This window comes from Pseudarthrobacter sp. SL88 (assembly GCF_026672455.1).
Lineage (GTDB): Bacteria > Actinomycetota > Actinomycetes > Actinomycetales > Micrococcaceae > Arthrobacter.
Window position 1 is genome coordinate 3473227 of record NZ_JAPPRD010000001.1, and the last position, 24810, is coordinate 3498036.

Genomic DNA, 24810 nt, shown 5'->3' on the forward strand with positions numbered 1-24810 from the left:
AACTTGCGCCTTCAATGGCCAAACCAGCACCCGCTGTGTGCACAATTGCAGATATGAATGCCAACCCCGATGATCTTTTGGTCCTCCTTGAGGTGTCACGTTCGGCGAAATTCACGACGGCGGCACAGGCTTTGGGCTTGAACCACACCACCGTTTCACGCAGGATCGCGTCGTTGGAGAAGTCGCTCGGCGGGCGCGTCCTGGCGCGGGCGGCGGGCGGCTGGGAGCTGACCGAGCTGGGCGGGCGGGCGGTGCGCGTGGCCGAGCAGGTGGAGGAGGTCCTGGCCACGCTGGGACCCGGCGGCCGCGCACCCGACCCCATTACCGGCGTCGTACGCATGACGGCGACGGACGGTTTCAGTGCGTACATTGCCGCGCCCGCGGTGGCCCGGCTGCGGCGCGCGCACCCCGGGCTGAGCGTGGAGGTGGTCACCATGACCCGGCGTGCGCTGCAGCAGCGCTCCGGCCTGGACATCGAAGTGGTGGTGGGTGAGCCGCAGGTGCACCGCGCGGAGGCGGTCCGGCTGGGCGAGTACATGCTGGGGATGTATGCATCCCGCGCGTACCTGGCGGAGCATGGCACACCCGCCACCGTGGCTGACCTCAACGGGCATCCGCTGGTCTACTTCGTGGATTCCATGCTGCAGGTGGACCTCCTGGACGCCCCGCGGCGCCTGGTTCCGGCAATGCGGGACGGGCTCACGTCCACCAACGTCTTCGTCCACGTTGAAGCGACCCGCGCCGGCGCCGGCATCGGCTTCCTTCCATGTTTCATGGGCGACCTGCACGATGACCTGGTCCGGCTGCTCCCGGACCGGATCGCCGAGCTGCTCCCCTATTGGATGGTGCTGCGGCCTGATTCGATGCGCCGCCCGGCCGTTGCCGCCGTCGTCCAGGCCCTGCGCGAACAGGTGACGATGCACCGGGAGAAGCTCCTGGGAAGGGGCTAATCCTCCGGAGGTGCCGGAGGGTCGTGGCGCACCGGGATGCCGGCAGCGAAGGCGCGGACCTGGGCGTCGTCCCAGATGTGCGCCGGTACTGCCCCGCCCAGCAGCCTGCGGGCCAGCTTGGGGTCGTCACCGAAGGGGACGTCGCTGCCGGCCATCACCATGTTTCCGTAGCGCCGCCCCTTGAGCATGGCGGGATCGGCGATGATCAGGGTGTGTTTGAAGGAAGCGGCGATGGTGGCGGCGTCCTCGCGGGCATTCTTCAGGTCCGGGGCGTCCCCGGAGTTCACCACGTACATGCCGCCCGGGGCAAGGACCCGGCGGACATGCTGGTTAAACTCGGCGGTGGTCAGCGGCCGCGGAGTGAAAGCGCCGGCGAAGACGTCCCGGATGATGAAGTCGCGGGTGTCCGCGGTGAGGGTTTCGGTCACCTCCCGGGCCTCCCCCACCCGGATCCGGAGCAGCGGCGCCTTGGGCAGGTCGAACCAGCCGCGGACGTACCCGGCGAGCTTGCCGTCGAGTTCCACCACCACCTGCCGCGCGTCCGGGTAGGCTGCGGCGAAGTACCGCGCGAGGGAGCAGGCTCCGCCGCCGAGGTGGAGCCCCCGCAACTTGCCCGGGTTATCGGCGGCCCCGCCCCGGGCGGACGAAACGTCCGACGGCGGCCAGCGGGACTCTATGAGCGCCGCAATCCAGCGCATGTATTCGAAGTCGAGGAACAGCGGGTCCGCGAGGTCGATATGCGAGCTCATGACCCCGTTGATTTTCAGGAGCCAGCCGCTGGAGTTGTCCTGGTCCGCGATCAGCTCGCAGTCACCGGTATCAACGTAGTAGACGCCTTCCACCGGCCCTTTGGAACCGGGGCCCGGACCTTCCACGACGCCGGCCGCAGCACGTCCCCGGCCGCCCGGCTTTCCGCGCTTCGCCATTACCCGTGCCCCGCCTCAGTCATGGATCCAACCCTAGTGGAACTGCGGCGGGCCTACTCGCCCGAGCCCTGCAGCGCCGTGGCGGCTCCCTGCCCGCCGCGGATGCGGTTGACCACGGCGGTAGTGGAACGCTCGGCCACGTAGTCCAGGATGGCCACCCGGCCGCCCGACTCCTCAACTGCAGGTGTCTCCGCCAACATTTCCGGCGTGTAGTCGCCGCCCTTGGCGTAGACGTCGGGGCGGAGCTGCCGGATCAGCGGTTCGGCGGTGGGGGTGTCGAAAACAGTCACGTAGTCCACGCAGCTCAGGGCCGCCACCACTGCCGCCCGGTCCGCGACGGCGTTGATGGGCCGCCCCGGCCCCTTGAGGCGGCTGACGGAGTCGTCGCTGTTCAGCGCCACCACCAGGACGTCACCCAGCTGTTTGGCCTGGTTCAGGTAGCGGGTGTGGCCGCTGTGCAGGACGTCGAAGCACCCGTTGGTCAGCACGATGCGCTGCCCCTCGGACCGGTGCAGGTCCAGTTGCTGCTTGAGCTCGTCAGCGCCCAGGGCAGTGTCCGCGAAGGCTGCCAGATACCGGCTGAGCTGGCTGGTGCTGCACACCGAGGTTCCGGGCTGGTGCACCACGACGTCCGCGGCAGACTGGGCGAGGTCCAGGCTCGCCGTCAGCGGCAACCCGGCGGAGCGCGCCAGGGTCAGCGCCGCCACGAAGGTATCGCCCGCCCCGGAGGCCTGCTTCTCGGCAGCCGGACGTGCCCACGTGCGGTGGGTGGCGCCGTCGGGCCTGATGAGCACGGTGCCGTCCCGGTCCAGGGTGACCACCACCGCTGCGGCGCCGGTGGCTGCCAGTAGCGCCGGCGCCTGCCCGGTGACCGTGTCCGCCCGGTCCGGCCCTTCGGGGAGCCGGACATCGAGCAGCCGTGCGGCCTCCTGCGCATTGGGCGTGACCAGGTCCGGCCGCAGCGGCGCCCAGGGCCGTGGGTCATGGGAATCCACCACCACCAGCGGGCGGCGGTTCCCGGCAGCCCCGGCAGTGGCCAGGGCTGCCACCAGGCTTTCCTGCACGGGGTCCGCGAGCACGCCGTTGCCGTAGTCGCACACCAGCACGGCATCCCGGCGTTCGACGGCGGCGCTCACCGAGGAGGCCAGCTCGGCGAGCGCTTCGGCGGGAACGGTCCGGGCGGCGTCATCGATGCGGAGCATCACCTGGCCGCCGCTGCTGATCCGGATCTTGGTGGTGGTCACCATGTCCGGGTGGGAGTGCAGGTGCCGGACGTCGATGCCGGCCGCCTCGAGCTGGCGGCGCAGGTCCGCGCCGGCGTCGTCCCTGCCGATGATGCCGGCAACGGAGACCCGCGCACCCAGGGCGGCCAGGTTCATGGCGGTGTTTGCCGCGCCGCCGGGAAAGGAGTCCCGGACGGCGATGTCCACCACCGGCGCCGGAGCCTCCCTGCAGAGCCGCTCGATGGTGCCGCTCCACCAGCCGTCCAGCATGAGGTCACCGATCACCAGGACGCTCGGCTGCTCTGCCGCGAGCCGCCCGGGCAGCCATTCGGCGAGCGCCCGCTGGGTGGAAAGGTCGGCTGTTTCCGGGTTCAGGCCCATGGCTGGCCCTGTTCGGCGGAGGGCGCCGGCGGCGCGGCGATGTGGACCACCTTGACCTGGCTGAACTCGTCCAGCAGTTCGGGCCCGTAGCCGAACCCGGCTCCGCTGTCGCCGCGGGGCTGGGCTGCGCCGCCCGGAGCGCCGCCGAACACCGCATTGACCTTGACCGTTCCCACCGGCAGGGCCGCCACGGCCTGCTGGATGTGGGCGATGTTGCTGCTCAGGACGGTGGCCGCGAGGCCGTACTTGCCGCTGCACGCGAGCCGCAGGCCGTCGTCGAACGAGTCCACCACCTGCACCGGGGCAACCGGGCCGAAGGTTTCCTCCGTCATCACCTGCATCTGTCCGGTGCAATCAACCAGCACGGTGGCCGGGAAGAAGGATCCCGGGCCGTCCGGCAGGTCGCCTCCCTCCACTGCGGTGGCGCCGGCCCCGAGGGCGTCGGTGACCTGCGCGTGGACCTCGTCGCGCATCCGCCGGTCCACCAGCGGGGCCACGGATCCGTTGCTGTTGCGCCGCGCAGCCTCAGCCCGGAGCGCCGCGGTGAATGGTTCCGCGATGTCCCGGTGGACGTAGATCCGCTCCACAGCCGTGCAGATCTGGCCGCTGTTGCTGAAGGCGCCGATGGCGGCCTGCTCCGCTGCCCAGGCGGGGTCGACGTCGCGGTCCACCAGGAGCGGATCGTTGCCGCCGTTCTCGCGGAGCACGTGTGCACCGGTAAGGGCGCCCGCACGGGCAATCCGGGCGCCTGATGCGCTTGAGCCCACGTGCGCCAGTACGTCCACCTCGGACTGGGACAGCAGTGCGCCAACGGCGGCCCCGCCGGAAACGGTAAGGAACACTCCGGGCGGGAAGGCCGGCGCCAGGACCTCGCCAAGCGCCTCGCCCAGCCGCGGGCAGCGTTCGCTCGGCTTGTGGATGACGGTGTTGCCCGTGGCCAGGGCGGCACCGATCAGGCCGCAGGCCACGGCCACGGGATCGTTCCACGGCGTCAGGAGCACCGCGACACCGCGCGGCTCAGCCACGGTGTAGTCGGCGGCGAGCCGGTTGCCCCGGAGGCTGTGGCCCCGGTGCACCGGCGCAAGCTCGGCGTACTGCTCAAGGGTGGAAACAGCCGCGCCGATGCCGGCCAGCGCTTCCTCCACGGGCCGCCCGGTTTCGCTGGCATTGAGCCCTGCCAGCTCCTGCGCGGCGGCATCCAGCGCCCGGGCCGCAGCCTTGAGCGCTGCCCCGCGGTCCGCCGGAGCGGTGGCGGCCCATTCCGGCGCTGCCCTGCGGGCCACCTCCACGGCATGGTTCACCGCTTCCGGGCCCGCTTCGGGGACTGTCCAAAGGACCTCGCCGGTGCGCGGGTCCGTGATGGTGATGCCGCCGGATTCGGCCGTGTCCCGGCCTGCTGGTGTGTCGATCGCTGTGGTGGGCATGGGGTTCCTCCCGTCGTGTGCGGACGTGGCCTGTGGCCGGGTTAGGGCTGGGTTTACGGCCAGGACCCTTCTTCCTCGTGGCAGATCAGCATTTCGCGGACCTCGCAGCCCCGGGGCTGGTTCAACGCGAACAGGATGGCCTGGGCGGTGTTGGCGGGATCGTTGAGGCGCGAATCGTCCTGCGGCTTGTACTGTTCGGTGCGGTCATCGAAGAACCGGGTCTTCATGCCACCGGGGATGATGGTGGTCACGCCGATCTCTCCTCCGGTTTCCGCCGCGAGGGCGTGGCTGAAACCCACCACACCGAACTTGGAGGCGCAGTAGGCGGTGGCGTCGGCCACGGCGCGTTTGCCCAGAGTGGAGGCGACGGTAATGACTCGGCCGTGGGTGGCCTTCAGGTAGGGCAGCGCGGCGCGCACTACGGAGACGGTGCCCATCAGGTTCACCCCGATGACCTTCTCCCACTCCGTGGCCTCCACGTCGGCGAGCTTGCCGCAGCGGTCGATGCCGGCTGCGGTGACCACGCCGTCCAGGCCGCCCACCGTCCCAGCCGCCTCACGGACCGCCGCTTCCACGGCCAGCCGGTCCGCAACGTCCACTTCGAACGCCTTCACGCCGGCCACGCTGCTGATATCGCGGTCCAGCACCACGGGCGTTCCGCCTGCCTTCAGGACGGCTTCGACGACGGCCGCCCCCAGCCCGGAGGCACCTCCGGTAACCAGTACGCGTCCGGGGTTGTTGGCATCTGCAGTCATGGTGTTCCTTTCAACGGGGAATCAAATCTTCGGGTGTTGTGTGTTGTGCGGAGTGGTGGGCGGATAGGGGAAATCAGCCCACCTTGGCGAGCGCATCGGCCAGTCCGGTGGTGGACCGCGCCGGATGGTAGGGAACAGTCACGCACCGGCCGCCCCAGCTCTCCACGAGCTCCGCTTCGGGCAACCGGGAACCTTTGTAGTCACCGCCCTTGACCCAGATGTCAGGGCGAAGCCGGTCCAGGGCAGCTTCCGGGGTGTCCTCGTCGAACACCATCACGGCGTCCACGCACTCCATGGCCAACAGGAGTTCGGCCCTGTCCTGCTGGCCGATGATGGGGCGCTCCTGGCCCTTGAGCCGCCGGACCGAGCTGTCCGAGTTCAGGCAGACGATGAGGCAGTCGCCGAGTTCACGGGCGGCGGCCAGCGAGCGCACGTGGCCGGCGTGCAGCAGGTCGAAGCAGCCGCCAGTGGCCACCACCGTTCCACCGTTGCCGCGGACGGCGCGGGCCAGCAGCAGCGGCTCGGTGGGGCGCCGGAGCGGTGCCGGCCCATCCGCCGGCCGTTCCACCGACGTACCGGTTGATGCCGATGCATCCCCGCCGCCGTCCCGGGGCCCGCCGTGGTCCGTGCTCCGGTCAGGCAAGGCAGAGACACCACCGGCGCCCAGGAAGTCGGCGGCATCGTTGACGGCCAGTTCCGCTGCCTCGGGCAGGGCGCTGCCGGCCAGGAGGTGGACTGCCAGGCCTGCAACGAGGCGGTCGCCGGCCCCGCAGGGATCCCCGGCTTCCACCCGCGGCGCCGGAACATCCAGTGGGGCCACGCTGTCCCGCTGCAGCAGCACGGCCCCTTCCGAACCCTTGGTCACCAGGACCGCGGTGCTCTGCCAGCGTTCAAGCAGGATGCGTCCGACGACGGCGGCCGGGTCGCCGGGCACACCGTCACCTGGGGCGGTGCTTGCGTAAGCGGCGGCGGCTTTGGTGGCCTCCGCCAGGTTGGGTGTTACGACGGCGACTCCCGGCACCGGTTCCGGCCCCGACGGATGCGGGTCCCAGATGACGGGCACTTCCGCGGTGCGCCTGTTAAGCAGGCGGCGCAGCTCCGGGCTGGCCGCCACTCCCCTGCCGTAGTCGGCCACGATGATGGCACCGGCTTCCTCCACGGCGCGAAGCATGGCAGGCGACATCGCCGGTACCGGTGGCCTGCCGCACCCCTGGTCGAAGCGGACCACGGCATGGGAACCGGCCCGGACCCGGGTTTTCACCGGCGTGGGGTGGCCGCTGGGGCCGGACACCAGCCGCACGCCGGCGAGGTGGCCGCGGAGTTGCCGCCCGGCGTCGTCATCGCCGAACACCGTCACCAGGGTGACGGGCCAGCCTTCCCCGGCCAGCATCCGCGCCACCAGGCCGGCGCCGCCGGCGCGGCTGCGGATTTCGGAAACGTCCACCACCGGGACGGGTGCATCCGGGCTCAACCGGGTCGCCTCGCCGGAGAGGTCCACATCCAGCATCACGTCGCCCACCACCACGATCCTCATGGCCGGCCTCCCTGCTGCAGGACGGCCGGGCTGTGGCGGGCCACCTCGAGGTCGAAGGCCCGGCAGACGGCGTGCAGAGCGATCAGGTGGCCCTCCTGGGCATTGGCATTGAGGGCATCGATCATCACGGCTTCATCGCAGGCGCCGGCCAGGGGGTTTGGCCCTGCACCAGTCAGCGCCCAGGTGGTGATGTTCAGGCGGGACGCTGCCTCCGCTGCGCGCAGCAGATTGGGGCTTTTGCCGCTGGTGGACAGCAGGACCAGCACATCCCCGGAGCGGCCGTGGGCGCGCACCTGGCGGGCGAAGACGTCGTCGTACCCGTAGTCGTTGGCGATGGCCGTCATGGCGGATGTTTCCGCGTGCAGGGAGATGGCGGAGAACGGGACCCGCTCACCGTCGAACCGTCCCACCAGTTCAGCGGTGAGATGCTGGGCTTCGGCGGCGGAGCCGCCGTTTCCGGCCGCCAGCAGCCGCTGCCCGCGGAGCATCCGGTGGGCCAGCTCCACACCCCAGGCGGCGAGCCGGCCTGACTGGCTGCGCAGGGATTCCAGGGCGGGAACCACGTTGTCGAGGTGCAGCCTGACGACGTCGGCGCTGGCGGAATCCACGTACGCGGCGCCGGGCAGCACCGCGGGGAGGGCCGGCGCCATGGCCAGGTGCGCCAGGTCGATGTCGCGGAGGGATGATTCAGCAGTCACAGTGCCGCTCCTTCCATGGGGATGGCTGCCGGGTGGGCGGCGGCACCCGCCACCGCCAGCTTGTAGGCCTTTTCGGATTCCGCAGCCACCCGGTCCCACGAATAGCGGGCACGGGCGCGGCGCTGGCCGGCATCGCCGAGTTCGGACCGCAACGAGGGGTTGCCCAGCAGCAGGGCCAGGGCCGAAGCGATGGCTTCCGGGTCGCGGGGCGGGACGTGCAGGCCGGTGGCGGAGTCCACCACGGTGTCCCGCAGCCCGCCCACGGCTGCGGCCACCACCGGCACGCCGCACGCCATGGCTTCGAGGGGAACGATGCCGAACGGCTCGTACCAGGGGGCGCACACCACTGCATCGGCACTGCGGAAGATGCCGGGCATGTCCCCGCGGGGCACCTGGCCTTCCAGCACCACCTGGTCCCGGACGCCGAGTGCTGCGGCGAGGTCCAGCAGCCGTCGCACCTCGGGGTCTGAATGAAGGGCACCCGAGTCCCCGCCGCCGCCAACGATGAGGAGTTCGACGTCGGCGAAGCCCGCTGCGCGCAGGTGCGGCAGGGCGCTGATCACCAGGTCCACGCCCTTGCGCGGCACCAGCCGGCCCACCGACAGGATGCGGTGGGACCGGGGCTTGGCGTCCACCGGACCATCCGGCCCGAAGACGTCCAGGTCCACGCCGCAGGGTGCGATGGAAATCTTTCCGGTGTCGATGCCCATGGCTTTGAGCTCGAAGACCTCGTCCGAGCAGGTGGCGATGATCCGGTCCGCGGAGCGCCCGACGCCGGGTTCAAGCCAGCGGCGTTCCTGCGGGCTGGTGTCCTCGGCACCCTGGTGCCGCCGCTTGACCGTGCCCAGTGCGTGGAAGGTCTGGATGACGGGGACCCGGCAGCCCGAGCCGGCCCGGCGGGCGGCGTCCAGGGCGGCCAGGCCGGACATCCAGAAGTGTCCGTGGACCACGTCCGGGGGCCGCTGGTCCCAATCCCGGGCCACGCCGTCGGCCAGTTCACCCATGAACGGCAGCAGCTCGTCCTTGGGAACGTGCCGCGGCGGGCCGGCGTCCACATGGACCACTTCAAAACCGGGTCCAACCTTTACGCGGGCGGGAAGCTCCGTCGCGTCCCTGCGGGTATACACGGTGACCTGGTGTCCGCGCCTGGCCAGCGCTTCGGACAGTGCGGCCACGTGGACATTCTGCCCGCCGGCGTCCACGCCGCCCAGGGCTGCCAGCGGGCTGGCGTGTTCGGAAATCATCGCGATCTTCATGCGGTCTTCCTTTCTTGCGCCGTAACAAGGATCTTCCCGTCCGGCCGGTGGCGGGCCGAGGGGCTGCGCGCGAGATCCGCCAGGAGCCCGTCCCAGCTGTCCTGGAATTTACCCAGCCCGTAGCGGGCCAGAGCGGCCTCGCGCGCGGCCACGCCCCGCCGTCGTGCTTCATCCGGGTTGGCGACCAGCCTGCGCGCGCACCGGAGCAGCTCGTCGATGTCCGAGGACACCACCCCGGCTTCCGGCGGGACTGCCCGGGGAGCTTCGGTGGCGGCCAGCACCACCACGGGCATGCCCAGGTGCATGGCCTCCAGCAGGGACAGGCCCAGGGAAGTCCAGCGCATGGGGTGCAGGTAGACGCGGCAGCGTGCCAGCTCCCGGTGGAGTTCCTGCGTTTTCAGGTCACCGCGCGGGGTGAGCCGGCCGGTCCCGATGCCGGCGGCAGCTGCCAGCCCCTCGGTCTTCATTCCGAACACCTGCAGCGGCGCCACCGCGGCGAAGGCGGGCAGCAGGTCGGTACCCGTCACCCGGCCGCGGCGCACGGGCTCGTTGACCACCACGCCCAGGTCCGGCAGCTCCCCCGTATAGAGCTGCCCGGGGTCGGGGATGCCGTGCTCGATGACTTTGGACAGGGCTGATCCGTTGTCCCAGGCGAGCCGGTTGAAGTGGGTGACGTGCACCAGGGGGATGGTGTTCTGGTCCGCCAGCGGGTGCCGGGTGAAGGGGAAATCACCCTTGGGTGTGTTGTGCTCCACGAAGACCGCGGGCAGGTCCACCCCGGGGGTCCGGCCGAGGACCCGGGAGACTTCGCTGAGTTCTTCCGGCCGTTGAAGCACGACGGCGTCAACGGAGCCTGCGTCCAGCGTCGCCAAGTCCACCTCCCGCACCGAGTCCGGCCAGTTGCGGCCGGCGCGGCCCAGGCCCCACGGGCCGCCTTCGGGCAGGACGGGGAGCAGGTACTCGTGCCTGCCGCGGACGAAGGCGTCCGTCCAGGATCCGTGGACATGCCAGAGCAGGATTCTCATCTGTTGCGGGCCTTTCTACGGGTGCTGACGTGGGTGCTGAAGGAGCTCACGCCGCCGATCAGGCGTTCAACGGCTGCCACCACTTCTTCGGGGGATACGGAGTCCAGGCAGGGGTGGCCGGGGACGGGACAGATGCGGGCACGGGTCAGCCGGCAGGCCGCGTTCTGGTCTCCCAGCAGCTCCAGCGGCACCCCGTACGGTGCCCAGCGGATGGCCGGGACCACGGGGGAAAAGAGGCAGGCCACCGGTGTGCCCACCGCCGCCGCCAGGTGGGCGGGGCCGGTGTTTCCGGTGACCACCGCATCAGCACCGGCCATGACACCGGCGAGCGTATGCACATCGGTGCGGCCGCCGAGGTCCAGCGCGGAGGGCCCGGCCACGGTTGCCGTCAGCGAGGTTTCCCCGGGGCCCCCGGTCACCACCACGCGGTGGCCTGCGCCTTGGAGGAGTTCGACGGCGGCGGCGTGGTGGAGCGGAGGCCACGCCCTGGCCGGCACGGCGGCGCCCGGGTGGACCACCACATACGGTCCGTCTCCCACGAGGTCATGCACATCCGGGCCGGGAGTGATGTGGAGCTTGCCGTCGTCGCCCTGGGGGAGCCTGAATCCTGCGGCTTCGGCGATGCCCAGGGCACGTTCGGCTTCCGGCTGGTCTTCGGGAAAGTCCTCGCCGGGTTTGAGCCGCACATCGAGCAGGGAGCCCGCAAAGTCCGTCGAGGCGCCCGTGATCCGCTCGACGCCGGCCAGCCGGAGCAGGAGTGCCAGTGGCAGCGGGGACTGGTGGAACGAGGTGAGGATGACGGCTTCGGTAATCCTGGAGTTGCGGACGTACTCGATGAGGCGGTCCGCGTGGGGGCCCGTCATTTTGGGAGCCGGGTTCATGATCCACGGGCTGTCCCAGCTGTAGACCTCGGCGGCGCCGGGCAGGAGTCCCGCAGCGGCCTCGCCTTGCCTGCCGCACAGCATCACCACATGGTTCGCGCCGCTGCCGTCCGGGACGCGGCCATTGGCGACGGCCCGCACTGCGGGTCCGGCCAGGAGGACATCGCCCATGCTGTCCAGCCGGGCCACCAGGACCCGGCCCATTACGGCGCCTCCCGGAGCAGGACGACGGCGCCGGCCAGGTCGTGTGCCACCAGCCGGGCGGCAGCCACTTCCTCGGCCCTGGTCACCGGGGTGGGGACCAGGACTCCGGTGGCCCCGGCAGCCTCGGCGGCCAGGACGTCGGCGCCGATGTCACCGATCATGGCAGCTTCGGATTCGTCGATGCCCAGCTTCCGGCAGGCGCTGTGGACCATTCCCGGCGCCGGTTTACGGCAGGAGCAGTTGTCCTGGTCCGAATGCGGACAGACTTCCCACACGTCGAAGGGGCCCAGGAGCTCTTCCACCCTGGCATTGACGCTGGCAACGTCGTCCTCGCTGATGAGTCCGCGGGCGATGCCGGACTGGTTGCTGACCACGCCCGTGGCGATGCCGTCGGCCCGCAGGCTATCCAGCACTTCCCTCGCACCGGGCATGGGCCGCACCAGGGCCGGGTTCCCGTTGTAGGGGACGTCGACCACCAGGGTTCCGTCCCGGTCGAACAGCACGGCGCGGATCTTGGCAGTTGCGGAGCTTCCCATGTCGGTCCTGTTCCCTCCTGCTGCTGTTCCTAAACAGGCCAACGTTGCACCGGGCGTCGGACAGCGACGTGTCCGGCCCGCTGAACAGGCAAGATAGGAGATCTGTGGTGTGGCGCGGCCCGGGCGGGGCAGGGCCCGAAGTCAGTGCGGTCCAGTCAGTGCGGTCCAGTCACTTCGCCGGCGGCCGGCCTAACCCGCGGCGCCGGGCAGGCTCCCGTTGGGAGTGTCCGGTTCGTTGGGCCTGCGCCCGCCCCCCGGAGGTTGCAGTGCCGGAGCATTCGCCGGACGGCTGGTCGAGCCGGGAGCTGCTTTCGAGGCGGCGCTGGAGTTCCACCAGCACCCGGGCCAGCCGGCGTGAAACCTGCATTTGCGACATGCCCAGGCGCTTGCCCAGTTGCACCTGGGTTTCCTCGCAGTAGTAGCGGCGGTAGAGGAGCTCCCTGTCTGCGGGGTCAAGGTCATGCATGGCGTCGCGCAGGCAGGCCAGTTCCTCCAGCCGTTCAAAGGGTGCGTCCGGGCAGGCGAGCATCTCACCGATGGACGGCGCGTCCGAATGCGGATTGACCGCATCCAGGGAGTCCGGGTGCATGCTGCTGGATGCCGACATGGCTTCCTGCACCGCTGCGGGGTCTGTCTCCAGTTCCCCGGCAAGCTCTTCCACGGTGGGAGTCCTGCCCAGCGCCTGGGTCAGCTCCGGTTCGGCCCTGAACATCCGGGTGCGCAGGTCCTGGATGTTCCGTGGCGGGCGGACCACCCAGGTCCTGTCACGGAGGTACCTCTTCAGCTCCCCGGTGATGGTGGGGGCGGCGTAGGCGGGAAAGCTTTCGCCCTTGGACCTGTCGAAACCACGGGCGGCCTTAACCAGTCCCAGGTAGGCCACCTGGTTCAGGTCCGCCCGTTCGCGGCCGCGGGCTTCGAAGCGCGCGGCCAGTGCTTCGGCGAGGTCCAGGTAGCCCAGGACCAGGTCGTTTTCGAAGGTTTCCCGCAACTGCCCTGATCTGGCGTGCGGATCGTGGCAGGAAGGGTTTTTCTGAGTCGGCGTGGACTGGGGGTCGTGGATGAATGGAGAGTCCACAACCGCTGGAGAGAAGGATTCTGGCATTGACGTTGGTTCCCTCGGGGATGGTTCCGAAAGCCTGCGGCAAGACTTAGAAGCAGCAAATCATAAGCTTGCTTATAAAACAATCTTTTTCGGCGATAGGCTCGTCTGGTACGCATTTCTGTCCACCCTGCGTCAGGAGCACTCTCATGCGGATCGTCATCACCGGGGCCAGTGGAAACGCCGGCACGGCCCTCCTGCGGAATCTGCAGGGCCAGCTCGCCAGGAAACCGGGAAGCCTCCAGCTCGCCGGAATCAGCCGCCGCCTGCCGGATGCCAGCCAGGCCCCGTACGCAGGGGTGGAATGGCACACGCTCGATGTGGGGCTGGAGCAGGACCGCCCAAAGCTGGAAGCAGCGCTGGAAGGAGCTGACGCCGTCGTCCATCTGGCGTGGCAGATCCAGCCCAACCGGGATCTGGAGCAGCTGTACCGGACAAACGTCGATGGGACCAGGCGTGTGCTGGACGCAGCCAGGACCGCGGGTGTGAAGCAAGTGGTCTGCGCGTCCTCAGTGGGCGCTTACAGCAAGTCGTCCAAGGACGGGCGCAGGGACGAATCCTGGCCCGCCCAGGGGATGCAGGGCTCTCACTACAGCCGGCACAAGGCTGAGCAGGAAGCGCTCCTGGACCGGTTCGCTGAGTCCGAGCCCGGCATTGCCGTGGCCAGGCTCCGCCCGGGCCTGATCTTTCAAGGCGACGCCGGCAGCGAGATCGGCCGGTACTTCCTGGGCCCGTTCATTCCGCGGCTGCTGCCCGGCAAACTGCGGATCCCGCTGCTGCCCGCGCCGGACAATCTGGTGTTCCAGGCAGTGCACGCCGATGACGTGGCCGAGGCCTACTGGCGCGTGGTTGACCAGCGGGCCAGCGGTGCCTTCAACATCGCGGCCGAACCAATCCTGGATCCCCAGGAGCTGGGCCGGATCCTTGGCGCCAAGAGGATCCTCCCCGTGCCCATGTGGCTGCTTCACCGGGCCGCGGGGCTGGCGTGGCGGCTGCGGCTTCAACCCACCGATTCGGGGTGGGTGGAGATGGCCGCCGGAGCTCCCGTTATGGACACCCGGCGGGCGCAGCGGATTTTGGGCTGGGAGCCAAAGACCTCGGCTGTGGACGCAGTCCGGGAAGTACTGGAAGGCATGGGAACGGGGAAGGGAGTAGCTCCCTCCCCCGTACTGAAACCGCGAGGCCGCACGCACCCGCGACGGTTCCCCGCGGCCTAGATTCCGTCGCGCGGATTACGCTCCCCATGCTGGATTTCGTCAACGCCGGCGTCGCCCGGCTGCCGGTCACGTTCGTCCAGGCGCGGATCCCGCTCACCGGGGCGCCGCTCATCGCCCAGGGTCCGGCCGTCGGCACCGGCACCGGCGCCGTCCTGCCCGGCCACCGGCCCGCGCCCGTCAGCCTCGCGGCTGTTTCCCGCGTGGTTGCCGTACACCGGGTCACCGAATGCCCGGTCATCGCGTGCACTGTCACGGTGTGACCCGGCGGCCTGGCCGCCGTAGGCCCGGTCCTCCTGCGAAGGGGTGGTGTGTGCGTGGTCGCCCTGCACGCGTTCGTCGTGTGTGTGGCCGGCTGATCCGCCGGCCGCGTCAGACTGGCGCGGACGCTGCTCACCGTCATCGGCCCTGCGTGCCCGCCGGCCGGCGTCGTGCGTGACGTCAGGATCTATTTCGTCAGCCTTGCGCGTGTGATCGGCGACTTCGCTGCGGAGCGAACCTGCCTCGCGGGCCTTCTCGTCGGCTTCCTGGCGAAGGCGCGCGGCGTTGACCTGTGCCTGCTCGGCATCAGCCCGGGCCCGGGCAGCCTTGGCCTCACGCTCACGCGCGTCAAGTTCTTTGTTTTCCGCTTCCCTGCGGATTTCTGCTGCTTTTTCGCGGTGCTCCTGCTCGCGCTTTTGCTGCACGGCCTTCCGGCGCCGCCCGCTCATCAGCAGGACAACAATCAGCAACACCACAACGACGGCAATGATTATCCAAATCCATGGAGCTGTTTCCACGCTACCCACCACTTTCCACTTCAGTTGCGACCGGGCAGGCCCTCGCCGTCCGGCTGACTTTTCGGGTTCGGTTATAACTCGCTTACGAAGGGTACTTACCTTTCATTAGTAATCATGCTTATCATTTTACGGCCAGTATTGCTGGTTCTTGATCAACAACCGGCCTTCTTGGAAAGAGAGATGGAAGATGACAGAGAACCAATGGCCCGAGGACCCCAACGCGGCTCCCACGGCCAATACAGGAATTCCCGGCGAGAGGGCTGCAACAACCTTCCCCGCCGCCACAACTCCACAGACGTCTGTACCCGGGACGGATGACTACCCGTCAGGTGGCTACCAGGCGGGCACTCCGTCAGGCGGTTCGAAGACCGACGCGGCAAAGGCAGAGGCCTCCGATGTGGCTGGACAGGCAACCTCTAAGGCCAAGGATGTGGCGCATACGGCGAAGGAAGAAGCCGCCAACGTCGCCGCCGAGGCAAAGACCAACGCCAAGGACCTGATGAACCAGGCGAAGACCGGCCTGACCAGCGAGGCGGGCGCGCAGCAGCAGAAGGCCGCGCAGGGGATCCGCAACATCTCCGACCAGCTGCACAGCATGGCCACCGCGCCGGAACAGCAGGGTGTGGCGAGTGACCTGATCCGCCAGGCAGCCGAACGCGGCGACTCCGTCGCGTCCTGGCTGGAGAACCGTGAACCGGGCGACCTGCTCGGCGAAGTGCAGCGGTTCGCCCGCAACAAGCCCGGAACGTTCCTGCTGCTTGCGGCAGGTGCAGGCGTTTTGGCTGGCCGGTTGACGCGCAGCCTCACGTCCGGCGCCCCGGAGGCATCCTCCGGCACCGGCACGTCCGGCACCCCGGGCAGGCACTCCGGCGGACTCCAGTTCTCGGGAACCGGATACGGCGACCAGTACAGCGAGTCCTACCCACCGGCCGGCGGTACTGTCCCGCCTCCGCCGGTGCAGCTGCCCGGTCCGGCGACCACCACGGCAGGGTACGACGGCGGCGCTCCCGGCAGCGGATATCCAGAACCTGCGCGGCCGGCCAGTGGGCTGGACAGCCCTCAGTTGGTCGAGGAGCCCTGGTCCGGAAACCAGATCGCCGAAGACCCCGTCTATGACCGCGAGCTCGCGGATGACCCCATGACAAACGATCCCCGCACCCGCGACCGGTCCGCGGACGGCGAGTCCGGCAGGTTCTGATGAGTAGCCAGATTCCTGAGTCGCCCGGCGTGGCGCACCAGAAAGCGGAGACAGCGTCGCTGGGTGACTTGCTCGGGGATGTCACCCGGGACCTGTCCACCCTGATGCGCCAGGAAGTCGACCTCGCCAAAGCCGAACTCAAACAATCCGCCACCCGGGCCGGTAAAGGCGGCGGCATGCTCGCCGGCGCCGGCGTCGCAGGCCACTTCGTCCTGCTCTTCCTGTCCCTGGCCCTGATGTTCGGCCTCGGCGCCCTCATGCCACTGGGCTGGGCCGCCGTCATCGTCGCCGTCATCTGGGCCATCGCAGCCGCGGTCCTGGCCAGCATCGGCCGGAAGAACCTCAAAGAAATCAAAGGCCTGCCCCAAACCGGCGAAACCCTCGCCGAAATCCCCCCGACCCTCAAACCAGGTGAGGTAAACCGATGAGCGAGAACCCCGACGCAATCCGAGCAGACATCGAAGCCACCCGCGCACGCCTCGGCACCAACGTCGACGCCGTCGCGGACAAGGTCACACCGTCCAACATCGTCCACCGCCAAACCGACAAGGTTAAAGATGCGGTATCAGGCGTCAAGGAGAAAATCATGGGAGCAGCAGACCACACCACCAGCCGGGTCCAGGACGCCACCCACACCGGGGCAGGACGCACCTCCAACGCCCTGCACAACACCGGCGACACCCTCCACGACGCCAAAGACAACGTCGCCTCCACCCTCACCGACGCCGGCCACACCGTCGCCGCCGCACCGGACCGGGTCAAAGCCAAAACCCAGGGCAACCCCCTCGCCGCGGGCCTCATCGCCTTCGGCGCAGGCATGCTGATCTCCTCCCTGATCCCCGCCAGCGACAAAGAACGCCAGGCAGCAGACCAGCTCAAAACCGCCGCCGAACCCCTCACCACCGAACTCACCGACGCCGCCAAAGGCATGGTCCAAGACCTCAAAGAACCAGCCCAACACGCCATGGACAACGTCAAAACCACCGCCACCGACGGCATCGACCACGTCAAAACCGACAGCCAAGACGCCGCCACCGACGTCAAAGACCGCGCCACCAACGCCAAAGACACCATCCAAAACACCTAGGCAGGCGCGGCAACAGCACGTCATTCCGTAGGCAACCGCATCACACGACAGGCCGGCCCCGCCCACCCGCGGAGCCGGCCTGTCTGGTTGGCCCCCTGACCGAGAGGACACCCCATGGCAACACATGACGCATCCGAAACCAGCACCGCGAAAGCGGGACAGGCACCGGATCCAAACGACTCCAGGAAACCTGACAGCCCCAAGGAGCTGGACAAGCCGAACTGGAAATACATCGCCAAGAAGACACTGCGCGAGTTCAGCAAGGACCAGTGCCCTGACCTCGCCGCTTCCCTGACCTACTACGCGGTCCTGTCATTGTTCCCGGCCATCCTGGCCCTGGTGTCCCTGATCGGGCTGTTCGGCGATCCACAGAAGACCACCGACGCGCTCCTGCAGATCGTCAGCGGGTTCGTCCCGGGTGAGACTATGGACACCATCGGCGGAGTGGTGAAGGACCTGGCCAACGCCCCGGCCGCCGGATTCACCCTGGTCATCGGCCTGGCCACCGCGCTGTGGTCGGCTTCAGGGTATGTGGGTGCTTTCGGCCGTGCCCTGAACCGCGTATATGAAGTGGACGAGGGACGTCCGTTCGTCAAGCTGCGCGGCACCATGCTGGCCGTGACCCTGCTGGCGATCGTCATCATCGCCATCCTCGCCGGCATGCTGGTCCTGAGCGGCCCCGTGGCGGAAGCCGTCGGCGGCTTCATCGGGCTCAGCGGGGTTTTCCTCGCCGTCTGGAACATTGCCAAGTGGCCCGTGATGGTGGCCCTCATCATTGTCATCATCGCCGTCCTCTACTACGCCACACCCAACGTCAAGCAGCCGAAGTTCAAGTGGATGAGTATGGGGTCGGGCATCGCCTTGGTCGTTTTCCTGCTGGCCTCCCTGGGATTTGGCTTCTATGTGGGCAACTTTGGCAACTACAACAAGACCTATGGCGCCCTGGGCGGCGTGATCGTCATGCTGCTGTGGCTCTGGATCCTGAACATGTCGCTGCTCTTCGGAGCCGAGTTCGACGCCGAGACAGAACGCGGCCGCCAGCTCCAGGCCGGCATCAAGGCAGAGGAAACCATCCAGCTGCCGCCGCGCGACACCAAGAAGAGCGAAAAACTGCAGGCCCAGGAAGAAGAAGACATCAAGCACGGCCGCGAACTGCGGGAGAAATATGCCGCGGAGAACGGGGACAACGGCGACGCACAGGCCACCGGCGCCGGGGACAACGCACCCACTGAACCGCACCGGGAACGGGTCCGGGACAAGGTCCGCGACCGCGCCACGCACGGCACGCCGGACGACGAAGACCGCGGAGGCCAAAGGCACTAGGCAGGACCCCCAAATGGGTGGAAGATTAATCAGGTCCTGAAGAGTTCCCGGGTGCATGAACCCTGGGGTTAGGCGGGGCCGGCGGTGAGATGGCCTCTTCTGAGACCGAGGCCAGTCCCCCCAGTCGCCGTCGGCCCCCTGGACGGATTCCGCCCCGGTGGATGCCCCACGTGACCTGGCCATATTCCGCAGCGGGAAAGCCTCGCATAACTGGACAAAACGCTCCGCGCTGAAATACCTTCATGTTTACCCTGTCGGCCAACTGGTGGCAGGGCCGCTGAAGCAGACACGGCGGAAATCACGGTCAAACCTTGTGAGCGGATATGCCTGCCAACCATTTTGAAGAATTTCTTGCCGATGCAGTTGTTCCGGCCAAAGAACCCGGCCTCGGCCTCGGCCGCGACGAACTCTACGGGCTGTACACCAGCTGGTGCCTGATCCATAAGGTCCAGCTCCAGTCGCCTGAAGAGCTGTGGGAAGCCCTGAAAGTGAAGGGCATCGATCCGGACAGCAACAACCTCTCCATGACCGGCCCCGCGGCAGCTGACTACATTATTGCCAGCGCACCAGACCTGGTCTGACCGCTAACCGAAAGGGCTGCCACGGTTTTCCGTGGCAGCCCTTTCGCGTCTCCTCAGCCCTCCGCTCAGCCCTCTGCCCCGCGGGGGTCCAGGGCAAGGGCAAGGAGGTAACCTGCGAACCCCCGCGGAGCGCGCGCCTCCAACCTGCCCGAGGTGATGACGCGGTTGCTGTCGGTAGCGGTGATCACGGCGCCTCCGCTGCGCAGCTTCCTGACGAGGCTCCGGTCCTCACCGGATTCCGCGGCGGGAAATCCGCCGGCTGCCAGGTAGGCGGATGCGCGGACACCGAGGTTGGCACCGTAGACGTGGTGGTGGTTGTCCTGCAGGCGGTGCCGCGCGTGCCACCGCTGCAGCAGCCCCGTGTCCATCCCGTCGGAGTCCGGCTCCACTGAGCCCAGCACAGCATCCGCGCCGGCATCAGCGAGTTCCAGTTGCCGCGTGAGCCAATGCGCAGGAACGCGGGAGTCGGCATCGGTGTTGGCAATCCAGGTTTCCGGTGCGGGAACACCCAGGGCACCGGCTTCGGCCAGGACCGCCCGGTTCCCTTCCCGCCTGCTCCGCCCAACGCTGCGGAAATCAGCTGCCAGGACGTTGAACTGGGGATCTGCCGCAGTGAAGCGGGCAGCCACAGACTCGGAGAGGTCGGTGCAGGCGTCCAGGACCACCAGCACGCGGACGCCCAGTCCGGGGCGCTGCACCTGCAGGTCGGCGACGGCGGTGCGGACGGCATCAAGTGCGGCACCCAGGTGCCGCTCTTCGTTGTGGGCGGGGACAACCACGCCAAGATGGCTGACGCGATGGCCGGTTGGAGCTGTCACTCCGGGGCCGTCCTTGCCGGAACGGGAGCCACGAGGACCTCCAGGAGGAAATCCCGTTCGCGGTAGATTCCTGCCTGGCGCCAGCTCAGCCGCTCCCTGGCGAGGGCGTGGACGGATTCGCCATCAAGCTCCCAGCCCGCCACCGGGTGCCTCCAATGGCAGAGCACCAGCGTCCCGCCGGGCTGCATGGCCGCCTCCACCCGATCCCACATGCCGGCCAGCTCATCGCGGGCCAGGTAGTAGCCCACCTCGGACACCACGATGAGGTCGAAGGAGCCCTCCGGCCAGGCAGCCGGAAGCACGGCCTGCTCCACCGTGACGTGGTGCGCCCCCGCCAGCCGGCGTCTCGCGTGTTCCACGGCCACCCCGCTCGCGTCCACCCCGAGCAGGCTCCGGCACCGGGGTGCCAAATCCGCCGTCAGGGTGCCGATAGAGCAGCCGATTTCCAGTCCTGCCCCGTAGGAGGCCTCCGGCAAGGCGGCCAGCGTCAGGGCACGCTTGCGCTGTTCGTACCAGCTGGAACCGTAATTCCAGGGGTCCTCGGTGCGCTGGTGCACGCGGTCGAAAATTTCCGTGGCCTCACCGCTGCGATGCGGTGGTTGCGCCGGTTTCCGCGGCGGTGTCCAGGCAAACATCTCGTAGCCCCTGGCGAAGTGCCGCAGGAAGCCCTCGCTGAGCAGCGCTTCGTCACCGGGGGCAGGCGACAGCGGCAGGACCTGCGTGGCATGCGCGGCCATCGCACGGTCCTTGGCTTGCCGGGCGGGCGGGTCCAGGTGGAACCTCATCCAGTCCCGCCAGTCCGAATGGTCCGGGCCGGCCCAGTGCCAGTACCAGATGGGATATTCGAGGAGGCCGTGGCCGCCCTCCGCGGCAACGTCCGCCCCAACTGCACCCAAGGCATCGTGGTCGGCGTGGCCGTCCGCCCGGTACGGCGCCACGACCACCACGTCCCGGCGTTTCCCATCGGCGCCGGCGAGCCTGGCCGCGGCCTGCCGGACCGAATCAGCGATGACATCCGCGTGCAGGCCCAGTCCGCGGTCCGGCAGGCCAAGGAAACGCCACCGGCCCTCCAGCCCCAGCGCCGTGAGGGCTGCCGCGAACTCCTCCAGCCGGGCCGCGGCGAGCCGTTCGGGCGTGTGCGTTACGGATTCCGGGTGGGAGCCCTCGCCGGCCGTGCAGAGCAGCACTTCCACGGATGCCCCCAGCTCGCTTAGGCTCGCTGCCAGCCCTCCTGCGCCCAGGGTTTCGTCGTCGGGGTGGGCGGCGAGGACCACGAAGCCCAGGGCGGCCAACTCGCCGGCGTCCAGGGGCAGCTCAGGGGCGGCGGACAATCCGGCTGCCATCCATGCGTGTTCGGCCGTGCCCAGATCCGCGTGGGAGAAGGTCACCATGGGCAGTCACCTTTGAGGGTCAGCGAGCCCAACTGGGCGTCGTCACGGTGCCCGTGGTGCTGCCGGACATAGAGGGCCAGATCTGCCACCCGCTTGGCGTACGCGGCGTCAAACGCCAGTGGCCCGGGCCCGCGGTTGGCCGTCACCAGTTGGAGGACGCGGTCGACGGCGGAGGCAACAGTTCCGCGGACACGCTGGGCCTCGCTCCAGTCGCTGCTGCTCCCGGCCGCGGTTCCAGCGGCGTCCACCCGTTCGGCGGTCCTGGCCAGGTACTGCAGTGCGGAAACGAGGATCCGGTCCGTTTCGCCCAGCGCAGCGAGCGCCAGCTGGTCCGGCTCGCGGCCCGTTTCGGCGCCTTTCCGCAGGCCGTCCCGGAAGTCGCGGGCAACACCCACCGCTCCCCCGAGCCAGCAGGCGGCAACCCCCATACCGCCCCACGCAAAGCCGGGACGGCTGTGGTACCAGCCGCTGCCGCCTACAGCCGCAGCAGGTACGTGGTCGAAGTGCACCGTGCCGCTGGGGATCTCGCGAAGTCCCCGGGCAATCCATTCCGGTTCCTCGGCCCTAACCCCGGCGTGGTGGAGGTCGACGGCGAACGCCGCCCGGCCGCCGTCGTCCGTGTGCGCGGTGATGACCGCGTGGTCAAGCTGGCCGGCCAGGGAGCACCAGGGCTTTGACCCGTTGAGGACGTACCCGGTGCCGTTGGCCGTGGCCTGGAGCCGAAGCCCCGGGCCTTCAGCCGCGAAGACACCCCAGGAGCCTTCGCCTGCGTCGGCCACTGCCGGAGCCTGCTTCAGGATTGCCGCAGCGTCGAGGTGCGGTTCGAAGACCCGGGCGGCAGCGACGTCCACGGCGGCCACAGATGCGAGCAACTCCCACAGCTGCGCGGTCCGGCCCTCGCCCGGCATCGGCCAGGAGCGTCCGGCCGCGACGGCGAGCTGAAGCAGCGCCGGCACATCCCCCGCTGCGCAGCCCACAGCCGCAAGCCCGGGGCCAAACCGTGCGAGCTGTTCCGCCGTGGAGCTGAGAAGCACGGGCCGGACGGGGCTGCCGCCGGTTTCCGGGTTTCCTTGCAGTATGCCCCGACCGCTGTCCGGGCTGTCCCCCGTTGCCACCTACTTGCTGGCCGGCTCGGTCACCGCGGCGGTGGGCGCCATGGTTTCGGCGTTGACCATCCAGGCCAGCTGCTCCAGCCGTTCGATGATCTTGTGCAGCAGGTCTGCGCTGGTGGGGTCCTCCTCGTCGACGTCGTCGTGGACGTCGCGCGTGGTCTTGACGGTCCGCTCCAGCCGGGCGGTGATGAGCTTGACGGTGTCCTTCGTGGACGTCAGCCCCTCCGGGAATTCAGCCAGGCGGTTGTCCGCTGTGACCGTGCTGCTGCGGCCGTCCGGCAGTGCGTGAAGGGCCCTCATGCGCTCGGCGACCTCATCGGCGAACAGCCGTGCCGCCGTGACGATTTCATCCAGTTGCAAATGCAGGTCCCGGAAGTTGGTGCCCACGAGGTTCCAGTGGGCCTGCTTTCCCTGCAGGTGCAGCTCAATCAGGTCCGTGAGGACCATCTGCAGGTTGCTGGCAAGGGTGGGTGATGCCTTCATCGTTTTCCTCCATTGCGGCCTGTCCGGCTGCCCGCCAGCCGGACGCTTATTCTAAGCATACTTATCAATGGAGGTGCGGCGGGCGCCGGAGGGCGTTGTCAGGTGATGCGGGCGAGGGCGAAGCCGTCCCATCCCTTGGATCCCACGGTCTGGATAACTGTGGCATCCAGGCGGGGATGCTCCCCCAGCATGGTGAGGGCATCGACGATGCCGGGGGCGTTCACGGGATCCATGTCCGGATCCAGGACCGCCCCTTCCCAGATGGTGTTGTCCAGCACCACGGTGGCTCCGCGCCTGCCCAGCCGGACCGCCCAGTCAAGGTAGCGGGTGTTGTTCTCCTTGTCCGCGTCGATGAAGATGAAGTCAAACGGCTCGCGGCCTTCTTCCTCCAGCGCGGCCAGCGTCTCAAGCGCCGGGCCCAGCCGGATTTCCACCTTCTGGCCCAGTCCGGCGAAGTCGATGTTGGCCCACGCCACTTCGGCGTGCTTGGGGAGGAACTCGCAGGTGACCAGCGTGCCGTTGGCGGGCAGTCCGCGGCCCATCCAGATGGTGCTGTAGCCGGCAAGCGTACCGATTTCCAGGATCCGCCGGGCACCGGAGAGCTGCACCAGGAGCATCAGCAGCTTGCCGGCGTTGGGTGCCACCTCAATGGCCGGCATGCCCGCTTCGGCCGCGGACCGGATGGCCTGGTCCAGCGCGGGGTCCGGGTGGACCACCACCCGCGAGAGGAACTCTTCGGTGGCGATCCATTCCGGCCGCGGCTTGTGCTCGAACATGGGCACAGTTTGGCACGCGGCGATCAGCCGGTCCAGAGGCTTCCGGCGGCCGGGAAATCGGCCGCCCCCACAGGGGAGGGTGACTTCAGGAGCCCTCCGCGAGCGCCTCTTCCAACCGGTCCACCTTGGCTGTGAGTTCACCCGTGTAGCCAGGCCGGATGTCGGCCTTGATCACCAGGGAAACGCGGCTGCCGTACCGGCCTACGGCCTCGGTGGCCCGTTTGACGACGTCGAACACCTCATCCCACTCGCCTTCGATGGTGGTGAACATCGAATCGGTTGTGTTGGGCAGGCCAGAGTCGCGGACGATCTTTACTGCGGCTGCAACGGCGTCATGCACGGAGGCATCTCCGGGGCGTGAACCTTCGGCTGGAGTACCTGACGGGGCAACTGAAAAGGCAAGGAGCATGGGGCAAGTCTGCCACTGCACGCCACCGGGCAAAATCCGCCCAAACAGGGCCGGCGTCACAATGAGCTCCTACCCTTCAGTAACGGTGATGGGCTGACCCTCCGTTGCTAACCTCATGGCATGAGCCTCGCAGTCGCCCGCAAGCCCCTCCGCGCCGACGCCGCGCGAAATGTGGACAGGATCATCGCCGCGGCGCGGCAGTGCTTCCGGGAGTTCGGCCCCGAGGTTCCGCTGCAGACCATCGCCACCACCGCCGGCGTTGGACCGGCCACCTTGTTCCGGAATTTCGCCGACAAGGAGGAACTGGTCCTCGCCGCACTGAACCGCCAACTGCGGATCTCGGTGGACCCCGTGGTTGACGGCGCCTTGGCGGACATCGATGCCGCCAACGGGCTGTTCCGGGTGCTGGAGTCCCTGATGGCCGCCGCCAGCGCCGACGCCAACCTGCTCGGCGCGGTGGCCGGGCGCCGCGGGCTCCTGACCGGCATCACAGGTTCCCTCATGGATTCCCTCAGCGTCCTGCTGGTCCGCGGGCAAGGCCAAGGCAGCCTGCGGCAGGACATTTCCATGACGGACATGTTCCGCCTCCTGGCCATGCTGATCTCCGTGGTGGACACCATGGAACCCGGATCGGACGCCTGGCGGCGTCCACTGGCCCTGGTGGAGGACGCCATCAGGTCAACACGTCCCGCGCGTGCGCTTCCCGCGCACGCGCCGGTGCCTGCACCCGCGGCACCGTAGCCGGCG

The 24810-nt window shown here is 68.8% G+C and carries 26 protein-coding genes; 8 read left to right on the forward strand and 18 right to left on the reverse strand.

What is annotated here, in order from left to right; all coding sequences use genetic code 11:
- Window positions 1–53: 53 nt before the first annotated feature.
- The gene (locus OVA06_RS15700) at window positions 54–950 is read left to right on the forward strand and encodes a LysR family transcriptional regulator (protein WP_056077018.1); all 897 of its coding nucleotides are present in this window, start codon (window positions 54–56) and stop codon (window positions 948–950) included.
- On the opposite strand, the gene OVA06_RS15705 is transcribed toward OVA06_RS15700, so the two are convergent.
- The 11 genes from OVA06_RS15705 to OVA06_RS15755 form a co-directional block, all read right to left on the reverse strand.
- Window positions 947–1876, reverse strand: a complete 930-nt coding sequence (locus OVA06_RS15705; protein ID WP_056077020.1) for a spermidine synthase — start codon at window positions 1874–1876, stop codon at window positions 947–949. The two genes, OVA06_RS15700 and OVA06_RS15705, sit on opposite strands and share 4 nt — an antisense overlap.
- Window positions 1877–1929: 53 nt before the next feature.
- On the reverse strand, window positions 1930–3480 hold the full coding sequence (gene rfaE2, locus OVA06_RS15710; protein ID WP_268159550.1) for a D-glycero-beta-D-manno-heptose 1-phosphate adenylyltransferase: 1551 nt from the start codon (window positions 3478–3480) through the stop codon (window positions 1930–1932).
- A complete protein-coding gene (locus tag OVA06_RS15715; protein ID WP_268159552.1) occupies window positions 3471–4904 on the reverse strand; it encodes an aldehyde dehydrogenase family protein in 1434 nt (477 codons plus the stop codon). The genes rfaE2 and OVA06_RS15715 overlap by 10 nt, the downstream gene beginning before the upstream one ends.
- Window positions 4905–4957: 53 nt before the next feature.
- Complete coding sequence (locus tag OVA06_RS15720; protein ID WP_268159554.1) at window positions 4958–5659, reverse strand: SDR family oxidoreductase; 702 nt, start codon at window positions 5657–5659, stop codon at window positions 4958–4960.
- Window positions 5660–5732: 73 nt separating this feature from the next.
- Window positions 5733–7193 (reverse strand): PfkB family carbohydrate kinase, encoded by a 1461-nt coding sequence (locus OVA06_RS15725; protein WP_268159556.1) that lies wholly within the window; start codon window positions 7191–7193, stop codon window positions 5733–5735.
- Window positions 7190–7891 (reverse strand): D-sedoheptulose-7-phosphate isomerase, encoded by a 702-nt coding sequence (locus OVA06_RS15730; RefSeq protein ID WP_268159558.1) that lies wholly within the window; start codon window positions 7889–7891, stop codon window positions 7190–7192. Before OVA06_RS15730 ends, OVA06_RS15725 begins: the two co-directional genes overlap by 4 nt.
- Entirely contained in the window at window positions 7888–9147 is a 1260-nt protein-coding gene (locus OVA06_RS15735) for a glycosyltransferase (RefSeq protein ID WP_268159560.1), read from the reverse strand. The genes OVA06_RS15730 and OVA06_RS15735 overlap by 4 nt, the downstream gene beginning before the upstream one ends.
- Entirely contained in the window at window positions 9144–10172 is a 1029-nt protein-coding gene (locus OVA06_RS15740) for a glycosyltransferase (protein ID WP_268159562.1), read from the reverse strand. The genes OVA06_RS15735 and OVA06_RS15740 overlap by 4 nt, the downstream gene beginning before the upstream one ends.
- Window positions 10169–11257, reverse strand: a complete 1089-nt coding sequence (locus OVA06_RS15745; protein ID WP_056077034.1) for a glycosyltransferase family 9 protein — start codon at window positions 11255–11257, stop codon at window positions 10169–10171. The genes OVA06_RS15740 and OVA06_RS15745 overlap by 4 nt, the downstream gene beginning before the upstream one ends.
- Window positions 11257–11793, reverse strand: coding sequence for a D-glycero-alpha-D-manno-heptose-1,7-bisphosphate 7-phosphatase (locus OVA06_RS15750; protein ID WP_268159564.1), 537 nt, complete (start codon window positions 11791–11793; stop codon window positions 11257–11259). The genes OVA06_RS15745 and OVA06_RS15750 overlap by 1 nt, the downstream gene beginning before the upstream one ends.
- Before the next feature lie 169 nt (window positions 11794–11962).
- Window positions 11963–12781: a sigma-70 family RNA polymerase sigma factor gene (locus OVA06_RS15755; RefSeq protein WP_442793558.1), complete on the reverse strand. Its 819-nt coding sequence runs from the start codon at window positions 12779–12781 to the stop codon at window positions 11963–11965.
- A gap of 260 nt (window positions 12782–13041) precedes the next feature.
- Between OVA06_RS15755 and OVA06_RS15760 the strand changes: the two genes are divergently transcribed.
- Window positions 13042–14109 carry an NAD-dependent epimerase/dehydratase family protein gene (locus OVA06_RS15760; protein ID WP_268159568.1) on the forward strand — a complete coding sequence of 356 codons (1068 nt, stop codon included), beginning with the start codon at window positions 13042–13044 and terminating at the stop codon, window positions 14107–14109.
- On the opposite strand, the gene OVA06_RS15765 is transcribed toward OVA06_RS15760, so the two are convergent.
- Entirely contained in the window at window positions 14106–14885 is a 780-nt protein-coding gene (locus OVA06_RS15765) for a hypothetical protein (RefSeq protein WP_268159570.1), read from the reverse strand. The genes OVA06_RS15760 and OVA06_RS15765 overlap by 4 nt on opposite strands.
- Before the next feature lie 187 nt (window positions 14886–15072).
- On the opposite strand from OVA06_RS15765, the gene OVA06_RS15770 reads away from it, so the two are divergent.
- The 5 genes from OVA06_RS15770 (at window position 15073) to OVA06_RS15790 (ending at window position 19074) form a co-directional block, all read left to right on the forward strand.
- Window positions 15073–16083, forward strand: a complete 1011-nt coding sequence (locus OVA06_RS15770; protein ID WP_268159572.1) for a hypothetical protein — start codon at window positions 15073–15075, stop codon at window positions 16081–16083.
- On the forward strand, window positions 16083–16511 hold the full coding sequence (locus OVA06_RS15775; RefSeq protein WP_268159574.1) for a phage holin family protein: 429 nt from the start codon (window positions 16083–16085) through the stop codon (window positions 16509–16511). Before OVA06_RS15770 ends, OVA06_RS15775 begins: the two co-directional genes overlap by 1 nt.
- Complete coding sequence (locus OVA06_RS15780; RefSeq protein WP_268159576.1) at window positions 16508–17170, forward strand: DUF3618 domain-containing protein; 663 nt, start codon at window positions 16508–16510, stop codon at window positions 17168–17170. Before OVA06_RS15775 ends, OVA06_RS15780 begins: the two co-directional genes overlap by 4 nt.
- A 114-nt stretch (window positions 17171–17284) precedes the next feature.
- Window positions 17285–18493 carry a YihY/virulence factor BrkB family protein gene (locus OVA06_RS15785; RefSeq protein ID WP_268159578.1) on the forward strand — a complete coding sequence of 403 codons (1209 nt, stop codon included), beginning with the start codon at window positions 17285–17287 and terminating at the stop codon, window positions 18491–18493.
- Between the two features lie 323 nt (window positions 18494–18816).
- Complete coding sequence (locus OVA06_RS15790; protein WP_268159580.1) at window positions 18817–19074, forward strand: hypothetical protein; 258 nt, start codon at window positions 18817–18819, stop codon at window positions 19072–19074.
- A 65-nt stretch (window positions 19075–19139) separates the two neighbouring features.
- Here OVA06_RS15790 and OVA06_RS15795 read toward each other — a convergent pair whose 3' ends face one another.
- From OVA06_RS15795 to OVA06_RS15820, 6 genes are all read right to left on the reverse strand, one after another.
- Entirely contained in the window at window positions 19140–19892 is a 753-nt protein-coding gene (locus tag OVA06_RS15795) for a glycosyltransferase (protein ID WP_268159582.1), read from the reverse strand.
- Complete coding sequence (locus OVA06_RS15800) at window positions 19889–21283, reverse strand: bifunctional PIG-L family deacetylase/class I SAM-dependent methyltransferase (protein ID WP_268159584.1); 1395 nt, start codon at window positions 21281–21283, stop codon at window positions 19889–19891. Before OVA06_RS15800 ends, OVA06_RS15795 begins: the two co-directional genes overlap by 4 nt.
- Entirely contained in the window at window positions 21277–22317 is a 1041-nt protein-coding gene (locus OVA06_RS15805) for an acyl-CoA dehydrogenase family protein (protein ID WP_268159586.1), read from the reverse strand. The genes OVA06_RS15800 and OVA06_RS15805 overlap by 7 nt, the downstream gene beginning before the upstream one ends.
- Window positions 22318–22398: 81 nt before the next feature.
- A complete protein-coding gene (locus OVA06_RS15810; protein ID WP_268159588.1) occupies window positions 22399–22878 on the reverse strand; it encodes a Dps family protein in 480 nt (159 codons plus the stop codon).
- A gap of 98 nt (window positions 22879–22976) precedes the next feature.
- Complete coding sequence (locus OVA06_RS15815; protein ID WP_268159590.1) at window positions 22977–23654, reverse strand: O-methyltransferase; 678 nt, start codon at window positions 23652–23654, stop codon at window positions 22977–22979.
- A gap of 85 nt (window positions 23655–23739) precedes the next feature.
- Window positions 23740–24063 carry a thiamine-binding protein gene (locus tag OVA06_RS15820; protein WP_056080013.1) on the reverse strand — a complete coding sequence of 108 codons (324 nt, stop codon included), beginning with the start codon at window positions 24061–24063 and terminating at the stop codon, window positions 23740–23742.
- 120 nt (window positions 24064–24183) lie between these two features.
- Between OVA06_RS15820 and OVA06_RS15825 the strand changes: the two genes are divergently transcribed.
- Window positions 24184–24804, forward strand: a complete 621-nt coding sequence (locus tag OVA06_RS15825) for a TetR/AcrR family transcriptional regulator (protein ID WP_268159593.1) — start codon at window positions 24184–24186, stop codon at window positions 24802–24804.
- Window positions 24805–24810: the final 6 nt, after the last annotated feature.